Consider the following 21,475-nt stretch of genomic DNA (forward strand, 5'->3'; position numbering starts at 1 on the left):
TTTTAAGGAGCCTTTGATGGGCAACAAACTCTACGTGGGCAACCTGCCCTACGCCTTCCGTGACCACGACCTCGAGCAGGCCTTCAGCCCCTACGGCGAAATCACCAGCGCCAAGGTCATGATGGAGCGCGACACCGGCCGCTCGAAGGGCTTCGGCTTCGTCGAGATGGGCAATGACGAGCAGGCCCAGGCCGCGATCCAGGCCCTGCACGGCCAGCAGGTCGGCGGCCGTGGCCTCGTCGTGAACGAAGCCCGCCCGATGGAACCCCGCCCGCCCCGTTCCGGCGGCTTCGGTGGTGGTGGTGGTGGCGGCTACGGCGGCGGCCGTGGCGGTGACCGCGGCGGCTACGGCGGCGGTGGCGATCGTGGTGGCTACGGCGGCGGCCGCGGTTACTGATCAGGTTGACGATAGTCACCAGCTGGACAGTTGCTCCGGCGACTTTCAACAAAAGGGCCACACCGGCCCTTTTTTGTTGCCATTTCGTGCCGCACGGGGCTTGCATTGCCCGCCAGGGTGTGTTCCATAATGGCCGGGCGTGATTGAGCAGTGTCACGCGTGGATTGCGGTGAACAGGTCACTTTCGCGTTGCTAGTCGGTATCAGGCGCTTTCGGGACTCCATCGCTCAGGTCAATGTTTCTATAGGAGTCCCGTTTTCATGGGCAACAAACTGTACGTGGGCAACCTGCCCTATTCCGTGCGCGACAGCGATCTGGAGCAAGCCTTCAGCCAGTTCGGCGCCGTCACCAGCGCCCGCGTCATGATGGAGCGCGACACTGGCCGCTCCAAGGGTTTCGGCTTCGTCGAGATGGGCAGTGATGCCGAGGCGCAGGCCGCCATTTCCGGCATGAACGGCCAGCCCCTGGGCGGCCGCAGCGTGGTCGTCAACGAAGCCCGCCCGATGGAAGCGCGTCCCCGCACCGGCGGCTACGGCGGCGGCGGCGGCGGTGGTGGTTATGGCGGCGGCGGCGGCGGCTACGGTGGTGGCGGCGGCGGTTACGGCGGCGGCGGTGGTGGTGGTGGTTACGGCGGTGGCCGTGGCGACCGCGGCGACCGGGGTGGTGATCGCGGTGACCGTGGTGATCGCGGTGGCTACGGCCGTGGCGGCAACGACGGCGGCTTCCGCAGCCCCTACGGCTCCGGCCCGCGCGGCGGCGGTGGCCGCGGCGGCTACTGAGCCTTCCACAGGCACATGATCCAACGGGGCTTCGGCCCCGTTTGTTTTTTCGGCGGCTCCTACGGGGGCTGTCGAGCCATTCCGACAAGGCGCGCGGACCAGCCCGATAGATTGCCTGCGATCGAAACATTCGATTGCAACAGGCCGACATGTCCTCGCCGCCCCTGATCTCCCGGCTGCTCGCCGTGCTGGCCGCTGCCCTGGCGCTGGCCCTGCCGGCCTGGTGGAACGGCCAGCCGCTGTTCTATCCCGACACTCCCACCTACCTGCGAGGTGCCGAGGCCGGCGTGCAGCGCCTGGCCGGCCCGGGGCGCTGGCCCCCCTGGGTCGCGCCGGCGGCCGCAGACGCACCGGCGGCGCCACCGCGCGCCGGCCTGACCTCCATCGACGACCAGGTGGTGCTCGCCGGCCGCTCGGTCTACTACGGTGCGCTGCTGTACGCGGCCCACCGGGCCGGCAGCCTGTGGTGGGCGGTGGCCGTGCAGGCGCTGTGCGCGGCGGCCCTGGTGGCGCTGGTGATGTCCCGCCTGTGGGGGCTGCGTCCGGCGACGGTGGCGCTCACCGGGGCGGCCCTGGCCGTGGTGACGCCCCTGGGGCTGTTCACCGGCCTGCTGATGCCGGACCTGTTCGCCGGGCTCGCCATCCTGGCGATCGCGGCGCTGGCGGTGCACTGGCAGCAGCTCACGCCGCTGCAGCGTACGGGCCTGGGGCTGCTGCTGCTGTTCGCCCTGTGTGCCCATGCCAGTCACGTCGCGCTGGCCCTGGGGCTGCTGCTCCTGGCCCTGGGTCTGCGGCGCTGGCGCGCGGGCTGGCAGGGCCTGTCGGCGCCCGCGCTCGGCCTGGTGGCAGCCTGCCTCGCCGGCGCGCTGGCGGCGGAGTGGGCGTTCTCACAGGCCGTCACGCGGGCGGTCGGTGCGCCGCCGCTGCGGTTGCCGCACCCGATGGCCCGGCTGGTGGACCAGGGCCCGGGCACCGACTTCCTGCGCCGCACCTGCCCGGGCAGCGGCTACGCGGCCTGCGCCTGGGTCGACCACTTCCCGACGCCGTGGACCGACTTCCTGTTCTCCACCGACCCGCAGCGCGGCGCGTTCGCGCTGGCTGACGCGCCGACCAAGCGGCGCATGGCCCAGGAGCAGGGACGCTTCGTACTGGACGTGCTGCGCCACGACCCGGGCGGCGTGCTCCGGGGCCTGGCCGTGGACGCCGTGCGGCAGCTCGGGATGATGCGCGTGGACATCGCCGGCTATGGCGAGCGCGAACTGGCGATGTATGCCGGCCGCGTGCCCGAGGACACCCTGGCGGCGATGCGCGGATCGCGCGCGGCCTTGACCACGCGCTGGAACGAGGCCGCGAGCATCACCGCGTACGCCAGCACCCTGGCCGCCCTGGCGCTGGGCGTGGGGTGGAGCTGGCGCCGGCGGGCGGCGGCCGCGCCGTTGCCGCAGCGATTCGGCCAGCTGGCCGTGCTGGTGATCGGCGGCGTGGGGATCAACGCGATCGTCTGCGCCACGCTGGCCTCGCCGCTGGACCGCTTCCAGGCCCGCGTGGCCTGGCTGCTGCCCTGGCTGGCGCTGGGCGCGCTGGCGGTGGCGGCGTCGCGGCACCGCAGGCGGGTGGGTGCGGGCGCCGCCGTCGGCACGCAAGGGGTGCGGCCATGAGCGCGGCACCGGGCCAACCCAGGCAGGCTCGATCCCCATCGGTCGGCAGCGAGGGAACCGCCGGGCCAGGCGGGGGTGCGCCCACGCACGCCGCGCCCCGCGCAACGACAGCGCTGCCCCGCGCGCAGTGGACCGACTACCTGCGGATGGCGCGGCCGGACCACATGACCAAGCACGTGTTCATCCTCCCCGGCCTGGTGCTGGCGTGGGTCTTGCGCCAGCCCGCGCTGGACGGCGCCTGGATGGCCGTGCTGGCCGGTTTCGCCAGCGCGGTGCTGGTGGCCTCGGCGAACTACATCCTCAACGAATGGCTGGACCGCGAGTCCGATGCCCACCACCCGGACAAGTCGCGCCGCCCCGCGGTGACGCGGGCGCTGTCGCCCGCGCCGGTGTGGGCCTGCTACGCGGCCTGCAGCGCGCTCGGCCTGCTGCTGGCGGCGCGCGTGGGGCCGGTGTTCCTGGTGACCAGCGCGCTGTTCTGGCTGTCGGGGGTGGCCTACAACGTCCGCCCCCTGCGGACCAAGGACAAGGCCTACCTCGACGTGCTGTCCGAGTCGTTCAACAACCCGATCCGGCTGATGCTCGGCTGGTCGATGATCGAGCAGACCACCGTGGCGCCGGCCTCGCTGCTGCTCGCCTACTGGATGGGAGGAGCCTTCCTCATGGGCGCGAAGCGCCTCTCCGAGTACCGCGAGATCGCCGCCGGCCCGGGGGTCGGGGTACTGCATCGCTACCGGCGCTCGTTCCGCCACTACACCGAGGAGCGCCTGACCGTCTCGTGCTTCGTGTACGCGCTGCTGTCGACGCTGCTGCTCGGGTTCTTCCTGGTGAAGTACCGCATCGAGTACCTGGTGGCCTGTCCCTTCGTGGTGGCGCTGTTCGCGCACTACCTGGCGCTGTCCATGCGCAGCGGCTCGGTGGCCCAGAAGCCGGAGAAGCTGTTTCGCGAGAAGCGCCTCATGGGCATCAGCGCGCTGACGCTGCTGGCGCTGGTGGCCCTGAGCTTCATCAACCTGCCGAGGCTGCAGGGTCTGGCCGAGCCGCACTACCTGCGCTGGGAGGCGCGCTGATGGAGCACGGACTCGACTGGGGCGCGATCGACCTCGTGGTGTTCGACGTCGACGGTACGCTGTACGAGGCCGGCACGCTGCGCGGCGCGATGGCGCGGCGGCTGATGCTGGAGGCCTGGCGCACCCGCAGCCTGCACACGCCGCGGGTGCTGCGGGTGTTCCGCCAGGTGCGCGAGGCGCTGGGCCAGGAGGAAGGCGCGGACTTCCTGCGGCTGCAGTACGAGCGCACCGCGCAGCGCGTGGGCGCCCAGGCCTGCGAGGTCCGCCGGCTGGTGCACGAATGGATGGAGCGCCGGCCGCTGCCGCTGCTGCAAGCCTGCCGCGCGCCGCAGGTGGAGCGGGTGTTCGAGGCGCTGCGCCGGGCGGGCAAGCAGGTGGCGGTGCTGTCCGACTACCCCGCCCACGACAAGCTCGGCGCCCTGGGGCTGCAGGCCGACCTGGTGGTGAGCGCCTCAGACCCGGGCATCGGCCGGCTCAAGCCCGACCCGCGGGGCCTGCACGCGATCCTGCTGCGAAGCGGCGTGCCAGCCTCGCGCACGCTGGTGGTGGGCGACCGGCTGGACCGCGACGTGGCCGTGGCCCGGCGCGCCGGCGCCCGCGCCCTGCTGCGATCGCGCAAGCGGCACGAGGCAGTGCCCACCTTCCACCACTACGGCGAGGCGCCCTGGCGCGCGCTGCCGGCCGGGGCATGAGCCGGCGCCTGCTCGGGTATGCCGCCACCGCGGGCACGGCGGCGGCGGTGGACATCGGCGGCTTCCACCTGCTGGCGCCGCGGCTCGCCCCGGTGGCGGCCGCGGCAGCGGCGAGCTTCGGCCTGGCCGCGGTGGTGAACTACCTGCTGTCCTCGCGCTGGGTGTTCCGCAGCGACTGGCGCGACGCCCGCCGGGCCGGGCTGTTCCTGGCCTTCGCGCTGCTCGGGCTGTCGATCAACACCGGCGTGACCGCGCTCGCCGCGGCGCTGCTGCCGGTGCATGCCACGCTGGCCAAGGCGCTGGGCGTGGGTGCGGCGTTCGGCGCGAACTTCGCGATGAATGCGCGCTGGGTCTTCAGGGCACCGGGCCCCGGTGCTTGCGCGGGCGGCCGTGGAGGAGGCGGTCGAACCAGGCATCGGGCAGCACGCGCAGCAGCCTGGCCACCACCCCCATCTGCCAGGGAATGACGCGAAAGCGCGCGCCCGCCGCGATGACGCGCACCGCGCGCGCGGCGAAGTCGGCCGGCTGCATCAGGAAGGGCATGGGGTAGGGGTTGTGCTGCGTCAGCGGCGTGTCCACATAGCCCGGCGCGAGGGTGACGACCTTCACCCCGGAGCCGCGCAGTTCCCCGCGCAGCGACTCGCAGTAGCTGATGACGGCGGCCTTGCTCGCGCAGTAAGCCCCATGCCCCGGGAGGCCACGGATGCCGGCGACACTGGCGATGCCCACGAGCCGGCCGCTGCCCCGCGCCACCATCGGGCGGATGAAGGGGTGGAAGGTGGCGGCGAGGCCGATGTTGTTGACGGCGTAGGTGCGGGCGATGACGGCCAGGTCCTCGCGGAAGGCGGTGTCCACGCCGGTGCTGATGCCCGCGTTGGCGATGACCACGTCGGGCACGCCCATCGTGTCCAGGCAGGCCTGGCCCGCGGCGACGATGGACTCGATGTCGGTGACGTCCGCCCCCAGGCACAGGCAGCGGTCGGGCCCCAGGCCCTGCGCGCGTGCCCACGCCTGCAGGGCCTCGACGCGGCGCGCCACCAGCGCCAGGCGCCAGCCGTCACGCGCGTACTGCGCGGCGAGCGCCTGCCCGATGCCGCTGGACGCGCCGGTGATGAAGGCCAGGCCCGGCATCCGCGTCATCGGCGCTGCCGGCCTCATTTCGGCCGCGAGGGCGCGAGCTGCCCGCGCACGCGGCCCTGCATCTGCAGCTGCAGATCGAGGTTGTTGAAGTCGAGGCTGTCGGCCGTGAATCGGTCGTTGCCGCGCACCACCTCCACCGGCTTGTGCGTGCGCATCTGCTCGGTGTTCATGAAGAAGTGCAGGAACTCGCTGCGCACCTGCAGCTGCGGCTTGGCGCGGCCCCCGGCGTCGACGCCCGGCATGCGGGTGACGACGGCGTCGCCGAACAGCTGGACCTCGGAGCCGTCGGCATTGGCCAGGGCGCGGCGGGCGGTGGCCACGGTCAGCTCGCCGCGCGCGTTGAAGGCGCGGATGCGCGGCTGGTCGACCTCCAGCGTGTCGGTGTCGGGATAGTGCCGGCCCTCGGCGCCCTGCACCTCGGTCTTGAGGCGACCGCTGGCGTCGAAGCTCTTGACCGAGAAGCGCCGCAGGAAATAGTCGGGGTCGTGGCGCGCCTGTGCCTGCGGCGGCGCGGGACCGAAGACCGGCGTGTGGCGCGCGAGCAGGTAGGTGCCCAGGGCGAGGACGCCCATGAGGGTCACCGGCAGGTAGACCGTGAGGCGGTCCCAGGCGTTGCGCAGCCAGCCCCAGGCCCGGGCCGGCAGGCGGGGGGAGGTCACCGGTACTTCTCCAGCAGCTGCGCGTAGCGGCCGCCGGCCACCAGGAGCAGGTCGCAGAACTCGCGCACCGCGCCGTGGCCACCCGCCGCGGCGGTGACATGGCGGGCGGCGGCGCGCACCTGCGTGTGGGCGTTGGCGGGCGCGACCGGGAAGGCGCACCGGCGCAGCACCGGCAGGTCGGGCCAGTCGTCGCCGATGGCGGCGGCCTGCGACCAGTCCAGCCCCAGCTCGGCGAGCGAGCGCTCGGCGGCGGGCGCCTTGTCCTCGGTGCCGTAGAACACGCGGGTGACGCCCAGCGCCGCCAGCCGCCTGCGCAGCGGCGCGGAATCCCGCCCGGTGATCACCACCGGGGTGATGCCGCCCTGCTGCAGGAGCTTGACCCCCAGGCCGTCGAGGATGTTGAAGCGCTTGAGGGTTTCGCCCTCGTCGCTGAAGAACAGGCCGCCGTCGGTGAAGACGCCGTCGATGTCGAAGAAGGCCACGCGGATGCCCTGGGCGGCCAGGAGCAGCTCGGGCGGGAAGTTCACGGCGGGCGTCAGGGGACCGGCCCCCGGGTTCGGCGCGGCGCTCATGTCAGATCACCTTGGCCCGCATCAGGTCGTTGCTGTTGACGGCGCCGCACAGGCGGCCGTCGGCATCGACCACCAGCACGCTGGTGATGCGGTGCAGCTCCATCAGCTCGGCGGCCTCGACGGCCAGCACGTCGACCCGCACCGTGCGGGGGTCGGGGTGCATGACGTCGCGCGCCAGCAGGCCGCGCAGGTCCTGGCCCTTCTCGACCAGGCGGCGCAGGTCGCCGTCGGTGAAGATGCCGAGCACGCGGCCCTCGCCGTCGGCGATGGCCGAGGCGCCCAGGCCCTTGCGGCTCATCTCCCGCATCAGGTCGGAGAACGAGGCCTCGGGCGCCACGCGGGGCACGGCGTCGCCCGAGCGCATGACGTCCGAGACATGCGTGAGCAGCTTGCGCCCCAGCGCACCGCCCGGGTGGGAGCGGGCGAAGTCCTCGGGGCGGAAGCCGCGCGCGTCCAGCAGGGCCACGGCGAGCGCGTCCCCCAGCGCGAGCTGGGCGGTGGTGCTGGCGGTGGGCGCGAGGTTCAGGGGGCAGGCTTCCTTCTCGACGCCGCTGTCCAGGAGGATGTCCGCATGGCGGGCGAGGGTGGAGGTCGGGTTGCCGGTCATGGCCACCAGGGGCACGCCCTGGCGCTTGAGGACCGGCAGGATGGCGGTGATCTCGTCGCTTTCGCCGCCGTTGGAGATGGCCAGCACGAGGTCGATGGCCTTGATCATGCCCAGGTCGCCGTGGCTGGCCTCGGCCGGGTGCACGAACATCGCCGGCGTGCCGGTGGACGCGAGGGTGGCGGCGATCTTGCGGCCGATGTGGCCGCTCTTGCCCATGCCGGTGACGACGACGCGTCCGCGCACGGCGAGCATCGCCCCCACCGCGCGGGCGAAGGACTCGCCGGTGCGGGCCTTCAGGCCCTGGATGGCGGCGGCCTCGATGTCGAAGGTTTCCTGGGCCAGGCGCAGCGCACGCGCGGCGTCGAACCCCTCGGTCGGGGCGGTGGGTGCGGTCATGCGCGGATTTTACGTAGGCGGTCCGGTCACCGGGGCCTGCCCTGCCGCAGGCAGGGTCCGTCCGCTTAGGATCGGGGGCATGTCCACGCTCGAACTCACGCTCCTGTACCTGCTGGCCGCGGTCATGGGCGTGGTGGCGTTCCGCTCGATGAAGCTGCCGCCGATGCTGGGCTACCTGGTGGTGGGCGTGGTCATCGGCCCCAACGCGCTGGGCCTGGCGCAGGACACGGCCGGCGTGCACCACCTGGGCGAGTTCGGCGTGGTGTTCCTGATGTTCGTGATCGGCCTGGAGTTCAACCTGCCCAAGCTGCGTGCCATGCGCTCGCACGTGTTCGGGCTGGGGCTGTTCCAGGTCACGCTGACCATCGCCCTGGCCACCGCGGGCATGCTGGCGCTGGCCGCGGTCGTGCCACCCGGCTGGCGCGTGGGCTGGCAGGCGGCGGTGGCCCTGTCCGGCGCGCTGGCCATGAGCAGCACCGCGATCGTCGTCAAGCTCATGGCCGAGCGGCTCGAACTGGAGTCCGAGCACGGCAAGCGGGTCATGGGCGTGCTGCTGTTCCAGGACCTGGCGGTGGTGCCCCTGCTGGTGCTGATCCCCGCCCTGGGCAGCCCGCCCGAGGCACTGCTCACCGCCCTGGGGGTGGCCATGCTCAAGGCCACGGCGCTGGTCATCCTCCTGCTGGCGGGCGGCCAGAAGCTCATGCGCTGGTGGCTGACCCTGGTTGCCCGGCGCAAGAGCGAGGAGCTCTTCATCCTCAACCTGCTGCTGATCACCCTGGGCCTGGCCTGGCTGACCGAGCAGGCCGGCCTGTCGCTGGCGCTGGGCGCGTTCATCGCCGGCATGCTGATCGCGGAGACCGAGTACAAGCACCAGGTGGAGACCGACATCCGGCCCTTCCACGACGTGCTGCTGGGGCTGTTCTTCATCAGCATCGGCATGATGCTGGACTGGCGCTGGGTGTTCGAGCGCTGGGGCCTGGTGATCGTGCTGCTCACGCTGCCCGTGCTGTTCAAGCTGGTGCTGGTGACCGCGCTGGCGCGCGGGCTGGGCGCCTCGGCCGGCGTCTCGCTGCGCACCGGCCTGTACCTGGCGCAGGCCGGCGAGTTCGGCATCGTGCTGCTGACGCTGTCCCAGGCCCACCGGCTGATCGCGCCGGACCTGTTCAACCCGATCCTGGCGAGCATGGTGATCTCGATGCTGGCCACGCCCTTCATCATGATGTGGACCAACGCCATCGTGATGAAGCTGGTGTCCAGCGAGTGGCTGCAGCAGTCGCTGCAGATGACGAGCATCGCGCGCAAGTCGATCAACACCGCCAAGCACGTGATCATCTGCGGCTACGGCCGCTGCGGCCAGAACCTGGGCCGCATGCTCGATCGCGAGGGCATCCCCTACATCGCCCTGGACCTGGACCCGGACCGGGTGCGTCAGGCCGCCGCCGCCGGCGACTCGGTGGTGTTCGGCGATGCGGCGCGGCTGCAGGCGCTGATGGCGGCGGGCCTGGCCCGCGCCAGCGCGGTCGTGGTCACCTACCTGGATGTGCCCGGCGCGCTCAAGGTGCTGGACGTCTCCCGCTCGCACGCGCCACAGGTGCCGGTGATCGTGCGCACGCAGGACGACCGCGACCTGCAGAAGCTGCGGGCTGCCGGCGCCACCGAGGTGGTGCCCGAGGCGCTCGAAGGCTCGCTGATGCTCGCCAGCCACGCGCTGGCCCTGGTGGGCGTGCCGATGCGCCGCGTGATCCGCATCGTGCAGGACCAGCGCGACGCGCGCTACGACCTGCTGCGCGGCTACTTCCACGGCGCGGACGACCCCAGCGACGAGGGAGAGGCCGAGCGCCTATCGACCGTGACCCTGCCCCTGGGTGCGCGGATGGCGGGCCAGCCGCTGGGTGACCTGGCGCTGCATGCCATGGGCGTGCGGGTGGTCAGCGTGCGACGCGCGAACGGTCGCAGTGCGGCTGTCGCCGACGACCTGCTGCTGCAGGATGGCGACACCCTGGTGCTGGGCGGCCAGGTGGAGCCACTGGCGCGCGCCGAGGAAAAGCTGCTCGGAGGCTGAGGCGCGCGCGCCTGGCGGGCGTGGCTACTTGCCGATGCAGAAGCTGGAGAAGATCACGCCCAGCAGGTCGTCGGCGGTGAATTCGCCGGTGATCTCGTTGAGGGCGTTCTGGGCGAGGCGCAGCTCCTCGGCGAGCAGGTCCAGCGCCAGGGCCTCGGGGGCCAGGAAGGCGTCGCCCTCCGCCAGGTGCGACTGCACCCGCCGCAGCGCCTGCACATGGCGCTCGCGCGCCAGCCACACGCCTTCGGCAGCGGCCTGCCAGCCGGCGATTTCGAGCAGGCGCCGGCGCAAGGCCTCCAGCCCCTCGCCGGTGCGCGCGGACAGCGCGATGCCGCCCTCGGGCAGGGCCTCGTGCGACAGGTCCACCTTGTTCCAGACCTCGATCACCGGCACGCTGGCCGGGCGCGTGGCCGCCAGCGTGCGCTGGATCTCGGCGTCGGCGGCCTGGTAGCCGGCCTCGCCGCGACGGCTGACGTCGTGCAGGAACAGCACGGCATCGGCCTGGGCGATCTGGGTCCAGGCGCGCTCGATGCCGATCCTTTCCACCGGGTCCTCGCTGTCACGCAGGCCAGCGGTGTCGATCACGTGCAGCGGCACGCCCTCGATTTGGATCGCCTGGCTGACGATGTCGCGCGTCGTGCCGGCGATGGGCGTGACGATGGCCAGCTCCGCGCCGGCCAGGGCGTTGAGCAGGGAGCTCTTGCCGGCATTGGGCTGGCCGGCGATCACGACCTTGATGCCCTCGCGCAGCAGCGCGCCCTGGCGGGTGCGCTGCATGACGACCTCGAGCTGCGTCCGCAGGCGATCGAGCTGGCCCTGGGCATCGGACTGCTGGAGGAAGTCGATCTCCTCCTCGGGGAAGTCGAGCGTGGCCTCCACCAGCATGCGCAGGTGCACCAGCGCATCGCGCAGGGCATGGATCTCGCGGGAGAAGTCGCCGGCCAGCGAGCGGCTGGCGCTGCGCGCGGCCGCCTCGGTGCTGGCGTCGATCAGGTCGGCGATGGCCTCGGCCTGGGCCAGGTCGATCTTGTCGTTGAGGAAGGCGCGCTGGGTGAACTCGCCGGGCTCGGCCACCCGCACGCCGATGGACGCACCCGCCTCCAGGCAGCGCGCCAGCAGCAGCTGCAGCACCACCGGGCCGCCGTGGGCCTGGAGCTCCAGCACGTCCTCGCCGGTGTAGGAGTTGGGCCCGGGGAAATGGATCGCCAGGCCATGGTCGATGGGCGAGCCGTCGGCCGCGCGGAACGGCAGGTAGGTGGCCTCGCGCGGCTTGAGGGAGCGGCCGCAGACGGCGGCGACGACGGGCGCGACATCCCGGCCCGACACCCGCACGATGCCCACCGCCCCGCGGCCGGGTGCGGTGGCGATGGCGGCAATGGGTTGCTGGCGCGTGTTGAGCATGGGCACACGTGACAAGGGCCGCTGCGCGGCCCCTGGTCTTGCTTACTTGAACTTCGGCAGGTTGAATTCCGGCGGCACCCCCATGCGCGAGTTGATCAGCCACTGCTGGGCGATCGACAGCACGTTGTTGGTGATCCAGTACAGCACCAGGCCGGCCGGGAAGAAGAAGAACATCACCGAGAAGATCAGCGGCATGAACCACATCATCTTGGCCTGCATCGGGTCGGGCGGCACCGGGTTCAGGGCGGTCTGCAGCATCGTGGACAGGGTCATGACGATGGGCAGGATGAAGTACGGGTCCTTGGCCGACAGGTCATGGATCCAGCCGATCCACGGGGCGTGGCGCATCTCGACGGAGGACAGCAGCACCCAGTACAGCGCGATGAACACCGGCACCTGCACCAGGATCGGCAGGCAGCCGCCGATGGGGTTGACCTTCTCCTCGCGGTACAGCTTCATCATCTCCTGCTGCATCTGCTGGGGGTTGTCCTTGAGGCGCTCGCGCATGGCCATGATGCGCGGGTTCACCGCCTTCATCTTGGCCATGCTCTGGTAGCCCTTCGCCTGCAGCCAGTAGAAGGCGATCTTGATCACCAGCACCAGGGCCATGATGGTCCAGCCCCAGTTGCCGATGAAGCCATGCAGCTTGTCCATCAGCCAGTACAGGGGCTTGGCCAGGATGGTGAGCCAGCCGTAGTCCTTGACCAGGTCCAGGCCGGGCGCGACCTGCTCGAGCATCTTCTCTTCCTGGGGTCCGGCGAAGAAGGTGGCCTGCACGCTCTTCGTGGCGCCGGGAGCGACGGCCTCGGCGGGGGTGATCATGCCGGCGGCGTAGACGTTGTCCACCTTGCGGACGAACAGCTCGCGCTGCACGCCCTGGGGCAGGATCCAGGCGCTGGCGAAGTAGTGCTGCACCATGGCCACGTAGCCGGCGGTGGACTGCTTCTGGTGTTCGACCTTGCCCTTGTCGATGTCGGCGAACTCGACCTTCTGGAACTTCTGCTCCTCGGTGTAGACCGCGGGGCCGGTGAAGGTGGAATAGAAGGAGGAGTCGGTGGCCAGCTTGCTGCCGTCACGCACCAGCTGCAGGTACAGCTGAGGCGAGACCGGCGCGCCGCCGGCGTTGACGATGTCGACCTTGACCGGGATGTCGTAGGCGCCGCGCTTGAGCGTGTAGGTCTTGACCAGCTTGACGCCGTTCTTCTCGGGCGACTCGAAGCGCACGGTCAGTTCGTTCGCGCCGTCCTTGAGCTGGCGCTCGCCGGTGGCGGTCATCACCGTCTTGTGGTTGGGGAAATCGCCGCCGATCAGGCCGGTCTGGGCCACGTAGACGCGGTTGGCATTGTCTTCCAGCAGCACGAAGTTGGCGGTGGTCTTCTTGCCGTCCACGGCATCGGCCGCGTGCTTGAGGAACTCGGAGCCGACCAGGCTGCCGCCCTCGGTGTCGAAGGTCAGGCGCAGGACGTCGGTCGTCACGGTGAAGCGCTCACGCGGCGCGGCCGAGGGTTCGGCGCCGGCCGACGGAACGGCGGCAGCGCCCTTGGCGGCCTGGGGCACGGCGGCACTCGCCGCGGAGGCCGCGCCCTTGGCGGCGGTCTGGGCCGTGGGCGACTGGAAGAAGAAGGCGGGCCGGCCGTTGAACAGCTGCCACTGGTCCCACAGCATCACCAGCGAGAAACCAAAGACCACCCACAGGATGGTGCGACGAATGTCGTTCATGAAGACTTCTTGGAAGGAAGGGTGGAAACCAGGCGCGTGAACAGGCGCGGCGGCTGCGCCGGCACGGGGTCATGGCCCCCGTCGCACCACGGGTGGCAACGGGCCAGGCGGGCGAGCGTGAGGTAACTGCCCCAGCCGGCGCCATGGCGGTCCAGCGCCTCGAGGGCGTAGGCGGAGCAGGTCGGGGTGAAACGACAGGCCGACCCGAGCCAGGGGGACAGGAGCAGCCGGTAGCCCCTGACCAGGCCGGTGAGGACGGCGCGGATCATGGCCGTGCTCCCGCGAACAGCTGCTGCAGCTCCTCACGCACCGCCCGCTTGAGGGCTGCGGACGTGGCGCTGGTGAACTGCTGCCGGTCGAAAGCCGTGCGCAGGCGCACCACGTGCGCGGCGACGCGCAACCGGGGAGCGAGGTCCTGGGCCACGGTGTAGATCTGACGCTTGATGGCGTTGCGCGTGACGGCGCGGCGCGCCCACCGCTTGGGGACGACGGCGCCAATCCAGGGTTCCTGGACGACAAACAGGGCCTGCGGTCCCTCGGACCCAGGCCCTGTGACGTCCAGCGACGCGCGATGCAACGCGAAGTGGGGCGTACGCGACACGGTCTGGCCGTCCATGACGGCCTGGAACTGGACTCGCGTCTTCAGCCGCTGCACGTCAGGTGCGATCCGGGGAACGCAGCGCTGCGGTGCAGGGACGCGCGCAGCCGGCTCAGACGGCCAGGCGCTTGCGGCCCTTGGCGCGGCGAGCGTTGATGACGGCACGGCCACCGCGGGTCTTCATGCGGACCAGAAAGCCGTGGGTACGCGCGCGGCGCACTTTGGAGGGTTGGTAGGTGCGTTTCATGATCGTTCTCGGGAAAACCCGCGAGTATCGCGCATTTCTTGTGCTAGGGCAAGACACCCCGACGTTCGCCTAGGGGTTTCCGAGGAGAGGACCCGTGGGCAAGGTTGTGGACAAGTTCTGAATAATTTAGAATCGAGCGTTTGCGCCCATGAACAATATCCACAAAGGCAACGGCCACACATGAGCGAGGGGCAACACCACAGCCTGACCGGGGACGCCTCGATGGGGGCTGGCGATACGCTCTGGCAGGCCTGCATGGAACAGCTGGCTCAGGAGATGCCCGAGCAGCAGTTCAACACCTGGATCAAGCCCCTCGCGGCCCAGGTCTCGGATGATTTCTCCCGGGTCACGATCTACGTGGCCAACCGCTTCAAGCTCGACTGGATCCGCGCCCAGTACGCCGGCCGCATCTCCGCCGTGCTGGAGAAGGTGTACGGCCAGCCGGTCCAGCTGGAGTTGGCGCTCGCTCAGCGTGAAGCCCCCGTCCGCACGTTCGTCGCCCCGGCCCAGGCCGAGGCCGGAGCCCCGGCCGAACCGGTCGAGATGGCCGAGGACGCCAATGCCGGCGGCTTCAAGAACCGCCTGAACACCGCCCTGACCTTCGACAACCTGGTCGAGGGCACGGCCAACCGCATGGCGCGCGCCGCCGCCATGCACGTGGCCAGCACGCCGGGCCAGTTGTACAACCCGCTGTTCATCTACGGCGGGGTGGGCCTGGGCAAGACCCACCTGGTCCACGCCGTGGGCAACAAGCTGCTGGCCGACCGGCCCAACGCCAAGGTTCTCTACATCCACGCCGAGCAGTTCGTGTCGGATGTGGTCAAGGCCTACCAGCGCAAGACCTTCGACCAGTTCAAGGAGAAGTACCACTCCCTGGACCTGCTCCTGATCGACGACGTCCAGTTCTTCGCCAACAAGGACCGCACCCAGGAGGAGTTCTTCAACGCCTTCGAAGCGCTGCTGGCCAAGAAGTCCCACATCGTCATGACCAGCGACACCTACCCCAAGGGCCTGGCGGACATCCACGAACGCCTGGTCTCGCGCTTCGACTCCGGCCTGACGGTCGCGATCGAGCCGCCCGAGCTGGAAATGCGCGTGGCCATCCTGATCAACAAGGCCCGGGCCGAGAGCGCCGAGATGCCGGAGGAGGTGGCCTTCTTCGTCGCCAAGAACGTGCGCTCCAACGTGCGCGAGCTCGAAGGCGCCCTGCGCAAGATCCTGGCGTACTCGCGCTTCAACCAGAAGGAAATCTCCATCCAGCTCGCGCGCGAGGCGCTGCGGGACCTGCTGTCGATCCAGAACCGGCAGATCAGCGTGGAGAACATCCAGAAGACGGTGGCCGACTACTACAAGATCAAGGTCGCCGACATGTACAGCAAGAAGCGCCCGGCCTCGATCGCCCGCCCGCGCCAGATCGCGATGTACCTGGCCAAGGAGCTGACCCAGAAGAGCCTGCCCGAGATCGGCGAGCTGTTCGGCGGCCGCGACCACACCACGGTGCTGCACGCGGTCCGCAAGATCGCCGCGGAACGCCAGCAGCTGACGGAGCTCAACCAGCAGCTGCACGTGCTCGAGCAGACCCTGAAGGGGTGAAAAAGGAACAAGGCTGGGGATAGTTCTGGAACAACTCCAGCCTTATCCACAGGCCGGGGCCCTGGCGGCAAGTTGTCCAGATTTCCGTGACAGCCCGAAAGCGCGGGCGCCCACAGTCTCGGTCGAATCGCAAGTCGTTGATATTGAAGAGGAAAATCAGGTTGTCCACAGAAGCAGCGCTTCCTCTACTAGCTACTACTATCCTTAAATAAAGAATTCAGTAGGAAGACAGGCATGCAACTTCCCCGGTTCGCGGTCCGGAAATCCCGGCCGCGCGGCTGGCACAGCTCCTCCGCGGCGTCAAGGCACAAGGCTGGGGATATTTCTTGAACAACCGGGCAGTTGTCCACAGGAGCCGGCGATCCGGCGGATTTGTTCATCCTGGCAGGACAGCAGTGAAGCAGGGGCGCCCACAGCGTTCAAAATCGCCTAAGTGCCTGAGGAATCAGGGGAAAATGGCGGTTGTCCACACGGGACCGCGCCCTTTACTAGCTACTACTATCCTTAATTAAAGAATTCATAAGAGAAGAGGTGGAAATGATCGTCCTGAAGGCTACGCAAGACAAAGTGCTGTCCGTCCTGCAATCGGTGGCCGGCATCGTCGAGCGCAGGCACACCCTTCCCGTGCTGGCCAACGTGTTGATCCGCAAGACCGGCAGCTCGCTGCAACTGACCACCAGCGACCTGGAGATCCAGATCCGCACGACCGCCGAACTGGATGGCGACCCCGGCAACTTCACCACCACGGTGGGTGCGCGCAAGCTGATCGACATCCTGCGCACCATGCCTTCGGACCAGACCGTCAGCCTGGAGTCCAGCCAGAACAAGCTGATGCTCAAGGGCGGCAAGAGCCGTTTCACGCTGCAGACCCTGCCCGCCGAGGATTTCCCGCTGGTGCAGGAGGCGCCCAGCTTCGGCCCCGTGTTCAGCGTGCCGCAGAAGACGCTCAAGGACCTGCTCAATCAGGTCTCCTTCGCCATGGCGGTGCATGACATCCGCTACTACCTCAATGGCATCCTGTTCGTCGCCGAGGGCAAGCAGCTGTCGCTGGTGGCCACCGACGGCCACCGCCTGGCCTATGCCAGCGCCACGCTGGACGTGGAAGTACCGCGCCAGGAAGTGATCCTGCCGCGCAAGACCGTGCTGGAGCTGCAGCGCCTGCTGTCCGACGCCGAAGGCGCGATCGAGATGCAGTTCGCCAGCAACCAGGCCAAGTTCAGCTTCGGCGGCATGGAGTTCGTCACCAAGCTGGTCGAAGGCAAGTTCCCCGACTACAACCGCGTGATCCCCAAGAACCACCGCAACTCGGTGACCCTGGGCCGCGCGCCGCTGCTGGCCAGCCTGCAGCGCACCGCCATCCTGACCAGCGAGAAGTTCAAGGGCGTGCGCCTGAACATCGAGCCGGGCACCCTGCGCGTGGCGTCGAACAACGCCGAGCAGGAGGAGGCCGTCGACGAGCTCGACATCGATTACGGTGGCGACACCATCGAGATCGGCTTCAACGTGACCTACCTGATCGACGCGCTCGCCAACATGAGCCAGGACATGGTCAAGATCGACCTGCAGGACTCCAACAGCTCCGCGCTGGTCACCAACCCCGAGAACAACGCCTTCAAGTACGTCGTGATGCCGATGCGCATCTGACCCGGCGTCGCGCGCCGAGCCGCCACCGCTCCCATCCAGCGACCCGCCGTGACCGGCGGGTTGCGCCATTCACGAGATCGCAAGACCGCAGCTTATGTCCGAAGACAACATGCCGACCGGGGAGGAAAGCTCCAACTACCAACCCAAGATCGACCCGAACCAGGCGGGCGCGAGCGAGGGTTACGGCGAGAACGCCATCCAGATCCTGGAAGGCCTCGAGGCGGTGCGCAAGCGCCCGGGCATGTACATCGGCGACACGTCCGACGGCACCGGCCTGCACCACCTCGTGTTCGAGGTGGTGGACAACTCCATCGACGAGGCGCTGGCCGGCCATTGCGATGACATCGTGGTGACCATCCACACCGACAACTCCATCAGCGTGGTGGACAACGGCCGCGGCATTCCCACCGGCATCAAGATGGACGACAAGCACGAGCCCAAGCGCTCGGCCGCCGAGATCGCCCTGACCGAGCTGCACGCGGGCGGCAAGTTCAACCAGAACTCGTACAAGGTCTCGGGCGGCCTGCACGGCGTGGGCGTGTCCTGCGTGAACGCGCTGTCCAAGATGCTGCGCCTGACCGTGCGCCGCGAGGGGAAGGTCCACACGCTGGAGTTCAGCAAGGGCGTGGTCCAGCACCGCATCATCGAGAAGGTCGATGGCGTGGAGATCTCGCCGATGAAGATCATCGGCGACACCGACAAGCGCGGCACCGAGGTGCACTTCCTGCCGGACACCGAGATCTTCAAGGAAAACAACGATTTCCACTACGAGATCCTGTCCAAGCGCCTGCGCGAGCTCTCGTTCCTGAACAACGGCGTCAACATCAAGCTGGTGGACGAGCGCTCGGGCAAGCACGACGACTTCTCCGGCGCCGGCGGCGTCAAGGGCTTCGTGGACTTCATCAACAAGGGCAAGACCGTCCTGCACCCCAACGTGTTCCATGCGCTGGGTGATAGGCAAAGTGACCAGAATACGAACATCGGCGTCGAAGTCGCGATGCAGTGGAACAGCGGCTACAACGAGCAAGTCCTCTGCTTCACGAACAACATCCCCCAGCGTGACGGCGGCACCCACCTGACCGGCCTGCGCGCGGCGATGACCCGTGTGATCAACAAGTACATCGAGGAGAACGACCTGGCCAAGAAGGCCAAGGTCGAGGTCTCGGGCGACGACATGCGCGAGGGCCTGACCTGCGTGCTGTCGGTCAAGGTGCCCGAGCCCAAGTTCTCCAGCCAGACCAAGGACAAGCTGGTGTCCAGCGAAGTGCGCGGGCCGGTGGAAGACGTGGTGGCCCGCACGCTGAACGATTACCTGCAGGAGCGTCCCAACGACGCCAAGATCATCGTCGGCAAGATCATCGAGGCTGCCAAGGCCCGCGAGGCGGCCCGCAAGGCCCGCGAGATGACGCGCCGCAAGGGCGTGCTCGATGGCATGGGCCTGCCGGGCAAGCTGGCGGACTGCCAGGAGAAGGACCCCGCGATGTGCGAGATCTACATCGTGGAGGGCGACTCCGCCGGCGGCTCGGCCAAGCAGGGCCGCGACCGGAAGTTCCAGGCGATCCTGCCGCTGCGCGGCAAGATCCTGAACGTGGAGAAGGCGCGCTACGAGAAGCTGCTCACGAGCGCTGAGATCCTCACGCTGATCACGGCCCTGGGCACCGGCATCGGCAAGGCCAGCGAGAACGGCGGCAGCAACGGCGCCGACGACTTCAACGTGGCCAAGCTGCGCTACCACCGCATCATCATCATGACCGACGCGGACGTGGACGGCGCGCACATCCGCACGCTGCTGCTCACGTTCTTCTACCGCCAGATGCCCGAGCTGGTCGAGCGCGGCCACATCTACATCGCGCAGCCGCCCCTGTACAAGGTCAAGGCCGGCAAGGAGGAGCTGTACCTGAAGGACGGCACCGAGCTCGACGGCTTCCTGCTGCGCATTGCCCTGGCGGGCGCGAGCGTGAGCACGGGCGGTGACGAGGCCACGGTGCTGTCCGGCGAGACGCTGGCCGAACTGGCGCGCAAGCACCAGGTGGCCGAATCGGTGATCAACCGCCTCTCCGGCTTCATGGATGCCGAGGCGCTGCGCGCCATCGCCGACGGCGTGGCCCTGAACCTGGACACGGTGGCCGAAGCCGAGGCGTCGGCTACCGCGCTGCAGGCCAAGCTGCAGGAGATCGACCGCCTCACCAACGCCGCGCCGGCCGAGGTGGCCGGCGAGTTCGACGCGCGCAGCGACAAGCCGATCCTGCGCATCTCGCGCCGCCACCACGGCAACGTCAAGAGCAGCGTGATCACGCAGGACTTCGTGCACGGTGCCGATTACCGTGCGCTGGCCGAGGCCGCCGACACCTTCCGCGGCCTGCTCAAGGAAGGGGCGGTGGTGCGCCGCGGCGAGGGCGAGCGGCAGAAGCAGGAGAAGGTCTCCGACTTCCGCCAGGCCATGCACTGGCTGATCGGCGAGGCCGAGCGCGCCACCAGCCGCCAGCGTTACAAGGGCCTGGGCGAGATGAACCCCGAGCAGCTGTGGGAGACCACGATGGACCCGACGGTGCGCCGCCTGCTGCGCGTGCAGATCGAGGACGCCATCGAGGCCGACAAGGTGTTCACCATGCTGATGGGAGACGAAGTGGAGCCGCGGCGCGACTTCATCGAAACGAACGCGCTGAGGGCGGCGAATATCGACGTCTGACCCGGTTCGCCACGGCAGGACGGCCTCTTCGGAGGCCGTTTTCGTTGGGGCCGGGACGCCGAGGCGACTGCTCGACGGTAGACGGGAGGCATGAAGACCCACAGAATGGTCCAGCCGTTTCCCCATCCACAACCTGTCAAGGAATTCCCTTCATGACCCGATGGCCCCGGATCCTGCTCGCGTCGGTGCTGGCCTTTTCTGCCGCGGTGCACGCGGATGAATGGCCCAGCCGGCCCATCAAGCTGATCGTCCCCTTCCCGGCGGGCGGGCCGACGGACCTGATCGGGCGCGAAGCCGCCGAGATCCTGCGGCAGGAGCTGAAGCAGGCGGTGGTCGTCGACAACCGTCCCGGCGGCAACGGCGTGCTGGGGCTGAACGTGCTGGCCAAGTCCCCGCCCGACGGCTACACCATCGGCCTGGTCGCGATCACGGTGGCCATCGCGCCGCACCTGGGCAGCCCGGGCTTCGACACCTTCAAGGACTTCGCGCCGATCACCAACATGGTGTCCACGACGCCCATCCTCGTTGCCAACAAGGAGGCCGCGTTCAACACCCTCGGCGAACTCGCGGCCCATGCCCGCGGCAAGCCCGGCCAGGTGGCCTACGGCACGCCCGGCGTGGGCACCATCCCGCACCTGGCGGCCGAACTGTTCCAGCACCAGGCCGGCGTGAAGCTGAACCACGTGCCCTACAAGGGAGCGGCGCAACAGATCCAGGACCTGATCGGCGGATCGACGCAGCTGGACTCCCAGAGCTCGCTGGTGGTGGCCCTGCCCCAGATCAAGGCCGACCGCATCAAGCCGGTGGCGGTGCTGTCCGAGAACCGCTCGCCGCTGCTGCCCCAGGTGCCGACGGCGAAGGAGTCGGGCTTCCCGGGCATGGTGGTGGCGCCCTGGTTCGGCATGGGCGGGCCGGCGGGCCTGCCGCCGGAGATCGTCCAGAAGCTGCATGCCGCCTTGGCCAAGGGGCTGGCGCGCAAGGAGGTGCAGGACAAGTTCGCCGCCACCGCGATCTCGGTGCACCCGAGCCGGTCGCCGGCGGAATTCGCGCAGTACATCCGCACCGAGCACGCGCGCTGGGCGGAGATCATCAAGGCCGCCAACATCAAGGCGGAGTGAGGACCGCGCCTCGCAGCGTCCAGCGGGTGGCGGTCAGCCGGTGACGATCAGGTGCCGGTGCCCGTCGATCCGCTCGATGATCTCGCGCTGGTCGTCGAGCTCCACGTTGGCGGCCACCAGGGCCTGCTGCAGGATGCGAATGACTTCCTCATAGGCCGCGCTGGTGATTTTCCGCGTGATGTGGGCGTTCCTCAGCTGGTCGTGGCTGTAAGGCTTGTCCGGCTTGCCCATGACCCAGGCGATGAAAACGATCTGGTGGCGGATCATCCGCTCGGTGTCCACGCCGGCGAAATAGCCCTTGAGCATCGGGTTGCTCATGATCCGGCGGTAGAAGTCACGTGTCAGCGCGCCCACCGTGGGGGCGCCTCCGTACTTGTCGAACAGGGTCTCGGGGTACTGGCCCAGCATCCTGAGGGCTTCGGCAGAAGACATTG

General features: G+C 69.2%; 21 protein-coding genes. 11 read left to right on the forward strand and 10 right to left on the reverse strand.

Going from position 1 to position 21,475, the window contains the following annotated elements; genetic code table 11:
- Window positions 1-16: 16 nt before the first annotated feature.
- From ACT80S_RS10740 to ACT80S_RS10765, 6 genes are all read left to right on the forward strand, one after another.
- Window positions 17-397 (forward strand): RNA recognition motif domain-containing protein, encoded by a 381-nt coding sequence (locus tag ACT80S_RS10740; RefSeq protein WP_377415626.1) that lies wholly within the window; start codon window positions 17-19, stop codon window positions 395-397.
- 260 nt (window positions 398-657) lie between these two features.
- A complete protein-coding gene (locus ACT80S_RS10745) occupies window positions 658-1,176 on the forward strand; it encodes an RNA recognition motif domain-containing protein (protein WP_377415627.1) in 519 nt (172 codons plus the stop codon).
- A 149-nt stretch (window positions 1,177-1,325) separates the two neighbouring features.
- Window positions 1,326-2,834: a hypothetical protein gene (locus ACT80S_RS10750; protein WP_377415628.1), complete on the forward strand. Its 1,509-nt coding sequence runs from the start codon at window positions 1,326-1,328 to the stop codon at window positions 2,832-2,834.
- 164 nt (window positions 2,835-2,998) lie between these two features.
- Complete coding sequence (locus ACT80S_RS10755) at window positions 2,999-3,904, forward strand: UbiA prenyltransferase family protein (protein ID WP_377415629.1); 906 nt, start codon at window positions 2,999-3,001, stop codon at window positions 3,902-3,904.
- On the forward strand, window positions 3,904-4,596 hold the full coding sequence (locus ACT80S_RS10760; protein WP_377415630.1) for an HAD family hydrolase: 693 nt from the start codon (window positions 3,904-3,906) through the stop codon (window positions 4,594-4,596). Before ACT80S_RS10755 ends, ACT80S_RS10760 begins: the two co-directional genes overlap by 1 nt.
- The gene (locus ACT80S_RS10765) at window positions 4,593-5,063 is read left to right on the forward strand and encodes a GtrA family protein (RefSeq protein ID WP_377415631.1); all 471 of its coding nucleotides are present in this window, start codon (window positions 4,593-4,595) and stop codon (window positions 5,061-5,063) included. The genes ACT80S_RS10760 and ACT80S_RS10765 overlap by 4 nt, the downstream gene beginning before the upstream one ends.
- Here the strand turns inward: ACT80S_RS10765 and ACT80S_RS10770 are convergent.
- From ACT80S_RS10770 to ACT80S_RS10785, 4 genes are all read right to left on the reverse strand, one after another.
- Window positions 4,951-5,727, reverse strand: coding sequence for an SDR family oxidoreductase (locus ACT80S_RS10770; protein WP_377415863.1), 777 nt, complete (start codon window positions 5,725-5,727; stop codon window positions 4,951-4,953). The two genes, ACT80S_RS10765 and ACT80S_RS10770, sit on opposite strands and share 113 nt — an antisense overlap.
- Window positions 5,728-5,750: 23 nt before the next feature.
- Entirely contained in the window at window positions 5,751-6,308 is a 558-nt protein-coding gene (gene lptC / locus ACT80S_RS10775) for an LPS export ABC transporter periplasmic protein LptC (RefSeq protein WP_377415864.1), read from the reverse strand.
- Window positions 6,309-6,391: 83 nt separating this feature from the next.
- Window positions 6,392-6,967: a KdsC family phosphatase gene (locus tag ACT80S_RS10780; protein ID WP_377415632.1), complete on the reverse strand. Its 576-nt coding sequence runs from the start codon at window positions 6,965-6,967 to the stop codon at window positions 6,392-6,394.
- Between the two features lies 1 nt (window position 6,968).
- Window positions 6,969-7,970, reverse strand: coding sequence for a KpsF/GutQ family sugar-phosphate isomerase (locus tag ACT80S_RS10785; RefSeq protein WP_377415633.1), 1,002 nt, complete (start codon window positions 7,968-7,970; stop codon window positions 6,969-6,971).
- A gap of 79 nt (window positions 7,971-8,049) precedes the next feature.
- Between ACT80S_RS10785 and ACT80S_RS10790 the strand changes: the two genes are divergently transcribed.
- Entirely contained in the window at window positions 8,050-10,032 is a 1,983-nt protein-coding gene (locus ACT80S_RS10790) for a cation:proton antiporter domain-containing protein (protein WP_377415634.1), read from the forward strand.
- Window positions 10,033-10,056: 24 nt separating this feature from the next.
- Here the strand turns inward: ACT80S_RS10790 and mnmE are convergent, their stop codons facing one another.
- The 5 genes from mnmE to rpmH are packed head-to-tail and all read right to left on the reverse strand — an operon-like array spanning window position 10,057 to window position 13,997.
- Window positions 10,057-11,433: a tRNA uridine-5-carboxymethylaminomethyl(34) synthesis GTPase MnmE gene (gene mnmE / locus ACT80S_RS10795; RefSeq protein WP_377415635.1), complete on the reverse strand. Its 1,377-nt coding sequence runs from the start codon at window positions 11,431-11,433 to the stop codon at window positions 10,057-10,059.
- Between the two features lie 42 nt (window positions 11,434-11,475).
- On the reverse strand, window positions 11,476-13,152 hold the full coding sequence (gene yidC / locus ACT80S_RS10800; protein WP_377415636.1) for a membrane protein insertase YidC: 1,677 nt from the start codon (window positions 13,150-13,152) through the stop codon (window positions 11,476-11,478).
- On the reverse strand, window positions 13,149-13,421 hold the full coding sequence (gene yidD, locus ACT80S_RS10805) for a membrane protein insertion efficiency factor YidD (protein ID WP_377415637.1): 273 nt from the start codon (window positions 13,419-13,421) through the stop codon (window positions 13,149-13,151). Before yidD ends, yidC begins: the two co-directional genes overlap by 4 nt.
- Window positions 13,418-13,807 carry a ribonuclease P protein component gene (locus tag ACT80S_RS10810; protein ID WP_377415638.1) on the reverse strand — a complete coding sequence of 130 codons (390 nt, stop codon included), beginning with the start codon at window positions 13,805-13,807 and terminating at the stop codon, window positions 13,418-13,420. Before ACT80S_RS10810 ends, yidD begins: the two co-directional genes overlap by 4 nt.
- Window positions 13,808-13,862: 55 nt before the next feature.
- Window positions 13,863-13,997: a 50S ribosomal protein L34 gene (gene rpmH / locus ACT80S_RS10815; protein WP_027101598.1), complete on the reverse strand. Its 135-nt coding sequence runs from the start codon at window positions 13,995-13,997 to the stop codon at window positions 13,863-13,865.
- 180 nt (window positions 13,998-14,177) lie between these two features.
- Here rpmH and dnaA point away from each other — a divergent pair, with 180 nt between their 5' ends.
- From dnaA to ACT80S_RS10835, 4 genes are all read left to right on the forward strand, one after another.
- Window positions 14,178-15,590 carry a chromosomal replication initiator protein DnaA gene (gene dnaA / locus ACT80S_RS10820; protein WP_377415639.1) on the forward strand — a complete coding sequence of 471 codons (1,413 nt, stop codon included), beginning with the start codon at window positions 14,178-14,180 and terminating at the stop codon, window positions 15,588-15,590.
- 537 nt (window positions 15,591-16,127) lie between these two features.
- Window positions 16,128-17,234: a DNA polymerase III subunit beta gene (dnaN, locus tag ACT80S_RS10825; protein ID WP_377415640.1), complete on the forward strand. Its 1,107-nt coding sequence runs from the start codon at window positions 16,128-16,130 to the stop codon at window positions 17,232-17,234.
- 94 nt (window positions 17,235-17,328) lie between these two features.
- Entirely contained in the window at window positions 17,329-19,923 is a 2,595-nt protein-coding gene (gene gyrB / locus ACT80S_RS10830) for a DNA topoisomerase (ATP-hydrolyzing) subunit B (RefSeq protein ID WP_377415641.1), read from the forward strand.
- Window positions 19,924-20,075: 152 nt separating this feature from the next.
- On the forward strand, window positions 20,076-21,041 hold the full coding sequence (locus ACT80S_RS10835; RefSeq protein ID WP_377415642.1) for a Bug family tripartite tricarboxylate transporter substrate binding protein: 966 nt from the start codon (window positions 20,076-20,078) through the stop codon (window positions 21,039-21,041).
- Window positions 21,042-21,074: 33 nt separating this feature from the next.
- On the opposite strand, the gene ACT80S_RS10840 is transcribed toward ACT80S_RS10835, so the two are convergent.
- Complete coding sequence (locus tag ACT80S_RS10840) at window positions 21,075-21,473, reverse strand: group I truncated hemoglobin (protein ID WP_377415643.1); 399 nt, start codon at window positions 21,471-21,473, stop codon at window positions 21,075-21,077.
- Window positions 21,474-21,475 lie beyond the last annotated feature (2 nt).

The organism is Ramlibacter sp. MAHUQ-53, assembly GCF_052600055.1.

Excerpts from the sequence above, each read along its gene's own strand:
- ACT80S_RS10740 (WP_377415626.1), top strand. The coding sequence starts at position 17 with ATGGGCAACAAACTCTACGTGGGCAACCTGCCCTACGCCTTCCGTGAC.
- ACT80S_RS10745 (WP_377415627.1), top strand. The coding sequence starts at position 658 with ATGGGCAACAAACTGTACGTGGGCAACCTGCCCTATTCCGTGCGCGAC.
- ACT80S_RS10750 (WP_377415628.1), top strand. The coding sequence starts at position 1,326 with ATGTCCTCGCCGCCCCTGATCTCCCGGCTGCTCGCCGTGCTGGCCGCT.
- ACT80S_RS10755 (WP_377415629.1), top strand. The coding sequence starts at position 2,999 with ATGACCAAGCACGTGTTCATCCTCCCCGGCCTGGTGCTGGCGTGGGTC.
- ACT80S_RS10760 (WP_377415630.1), top strand. The coding sequence starts at position 3,904 with ATGGAGCACGGACTCGACTGGGGCGCGATCGACCTCGTGGTGTTCGAC.
- ACT80S_RS10765 (WP_377415631.1), top strand. The coding sequence starts at position 4,593 with ATGAGCCGGCGCCTGCTCGGGTATGCCGCCACCGCGGGCACGGCGGCG.
- ACT80S_RS10770 (WP_377415863.1), bottom strand. The coding sequence starts at position 5,727 with ATGCCGGGCCTGGCCTTCATCACCGGCGCGTCCAGCGGCATCGGGCAG.
- lptC (WP_377415864.1), bottom strand. The coding sequence starts at position 6,308 with ATGGGCGTCCTCGCCCTGGGCACCTACCTGCTCGCGCGCCACACGCCG.
- ACT80S_RS10780 (WP_377415632.1), bottom strand. The coding sequence starts at position 6,967 with ATGAGCGCCGCGCCGAACCCGGGGGCCGGTCCCCTGACGCCCGCCGTG.
- ACT80S_RS10785 (WP_377415633.1), bottom strand. The coding sequence starts at position 7,970 with ATGACCGCACCCACCGCCCCGACCGAGGGGTTCGACGCCGCGCGTGCG.
- ACT80S_RS10790 (WP_377415634.1), top strand. The coding sequence starts at position 8,050 with ATGTCCACGCTCGAACTCACGCTCCTGTACCTGCTGGCCGCGGTCATG.
- mnmE (WP_377415635.1), bottom strand. The coding sequence starts at position 11,433 with ATGCTCAACACGCGCCAGCAACCCATTGCCGCCATCGCCACCGCACCC.
- yidC (WP_377415636.1), bottom strand. The coding sequence starts at position 13,152 with ATGAACGACATTCGTCGCACCATCCTGTGGGTGGTCTTTGGTTTCTCG.
- yidD (WP_377415637.1), bottom strand. The coding sequence starts at position 13,421 with ATGATCCGCGCCGTCCTCACCGGCCTGGTCAGGGGCTACCGGCTGCTC.
- rpmH (WP_027101598.1), bottom strand. The coding sequence starts at position 13,997 with ATGAAACGCACCTACCAACCCTCCAAAGTGCGCCGCGCGCGTACCCAC.
- dnaA (WP_377415639.1), top strand. The coding sequence starts at position 14,178 with ATGAGCGAGGGGCAACACCACAGCCTGACCGGGGACGCCTCGATGGGG.
- dnaN (WP_377415640.1), top strand. The coding sequence starts at position 16,128 with ATGATCGTCCTGAAGGCTACGCAAGACAAAGTGCTGTCCGTCCTGCAA.
- gyrB (WP_377415641.1), top strand. The coding sequence starts at position 17,329 with ATGTCCGAAGACAACATGCCGACCGGGGAGGAAAGCTCCAACTACCAA.
- ACT80S_RS10835 (WP_377415642.1), top strand. The coding sequence starts at position 20,076 with ATGACCCGATGGCCCCGGATCCTGCTCGCGTCGGTGCTGGCCTTTTCT.
- ACT80S_RS10840 (WP_377415643.1), bottom strand. The coding sequence starts at position 21,473 with ATGTCTTCTGCCGAAGCCCTCAGGATGCTGGGCCAGTACCCCGAGACC.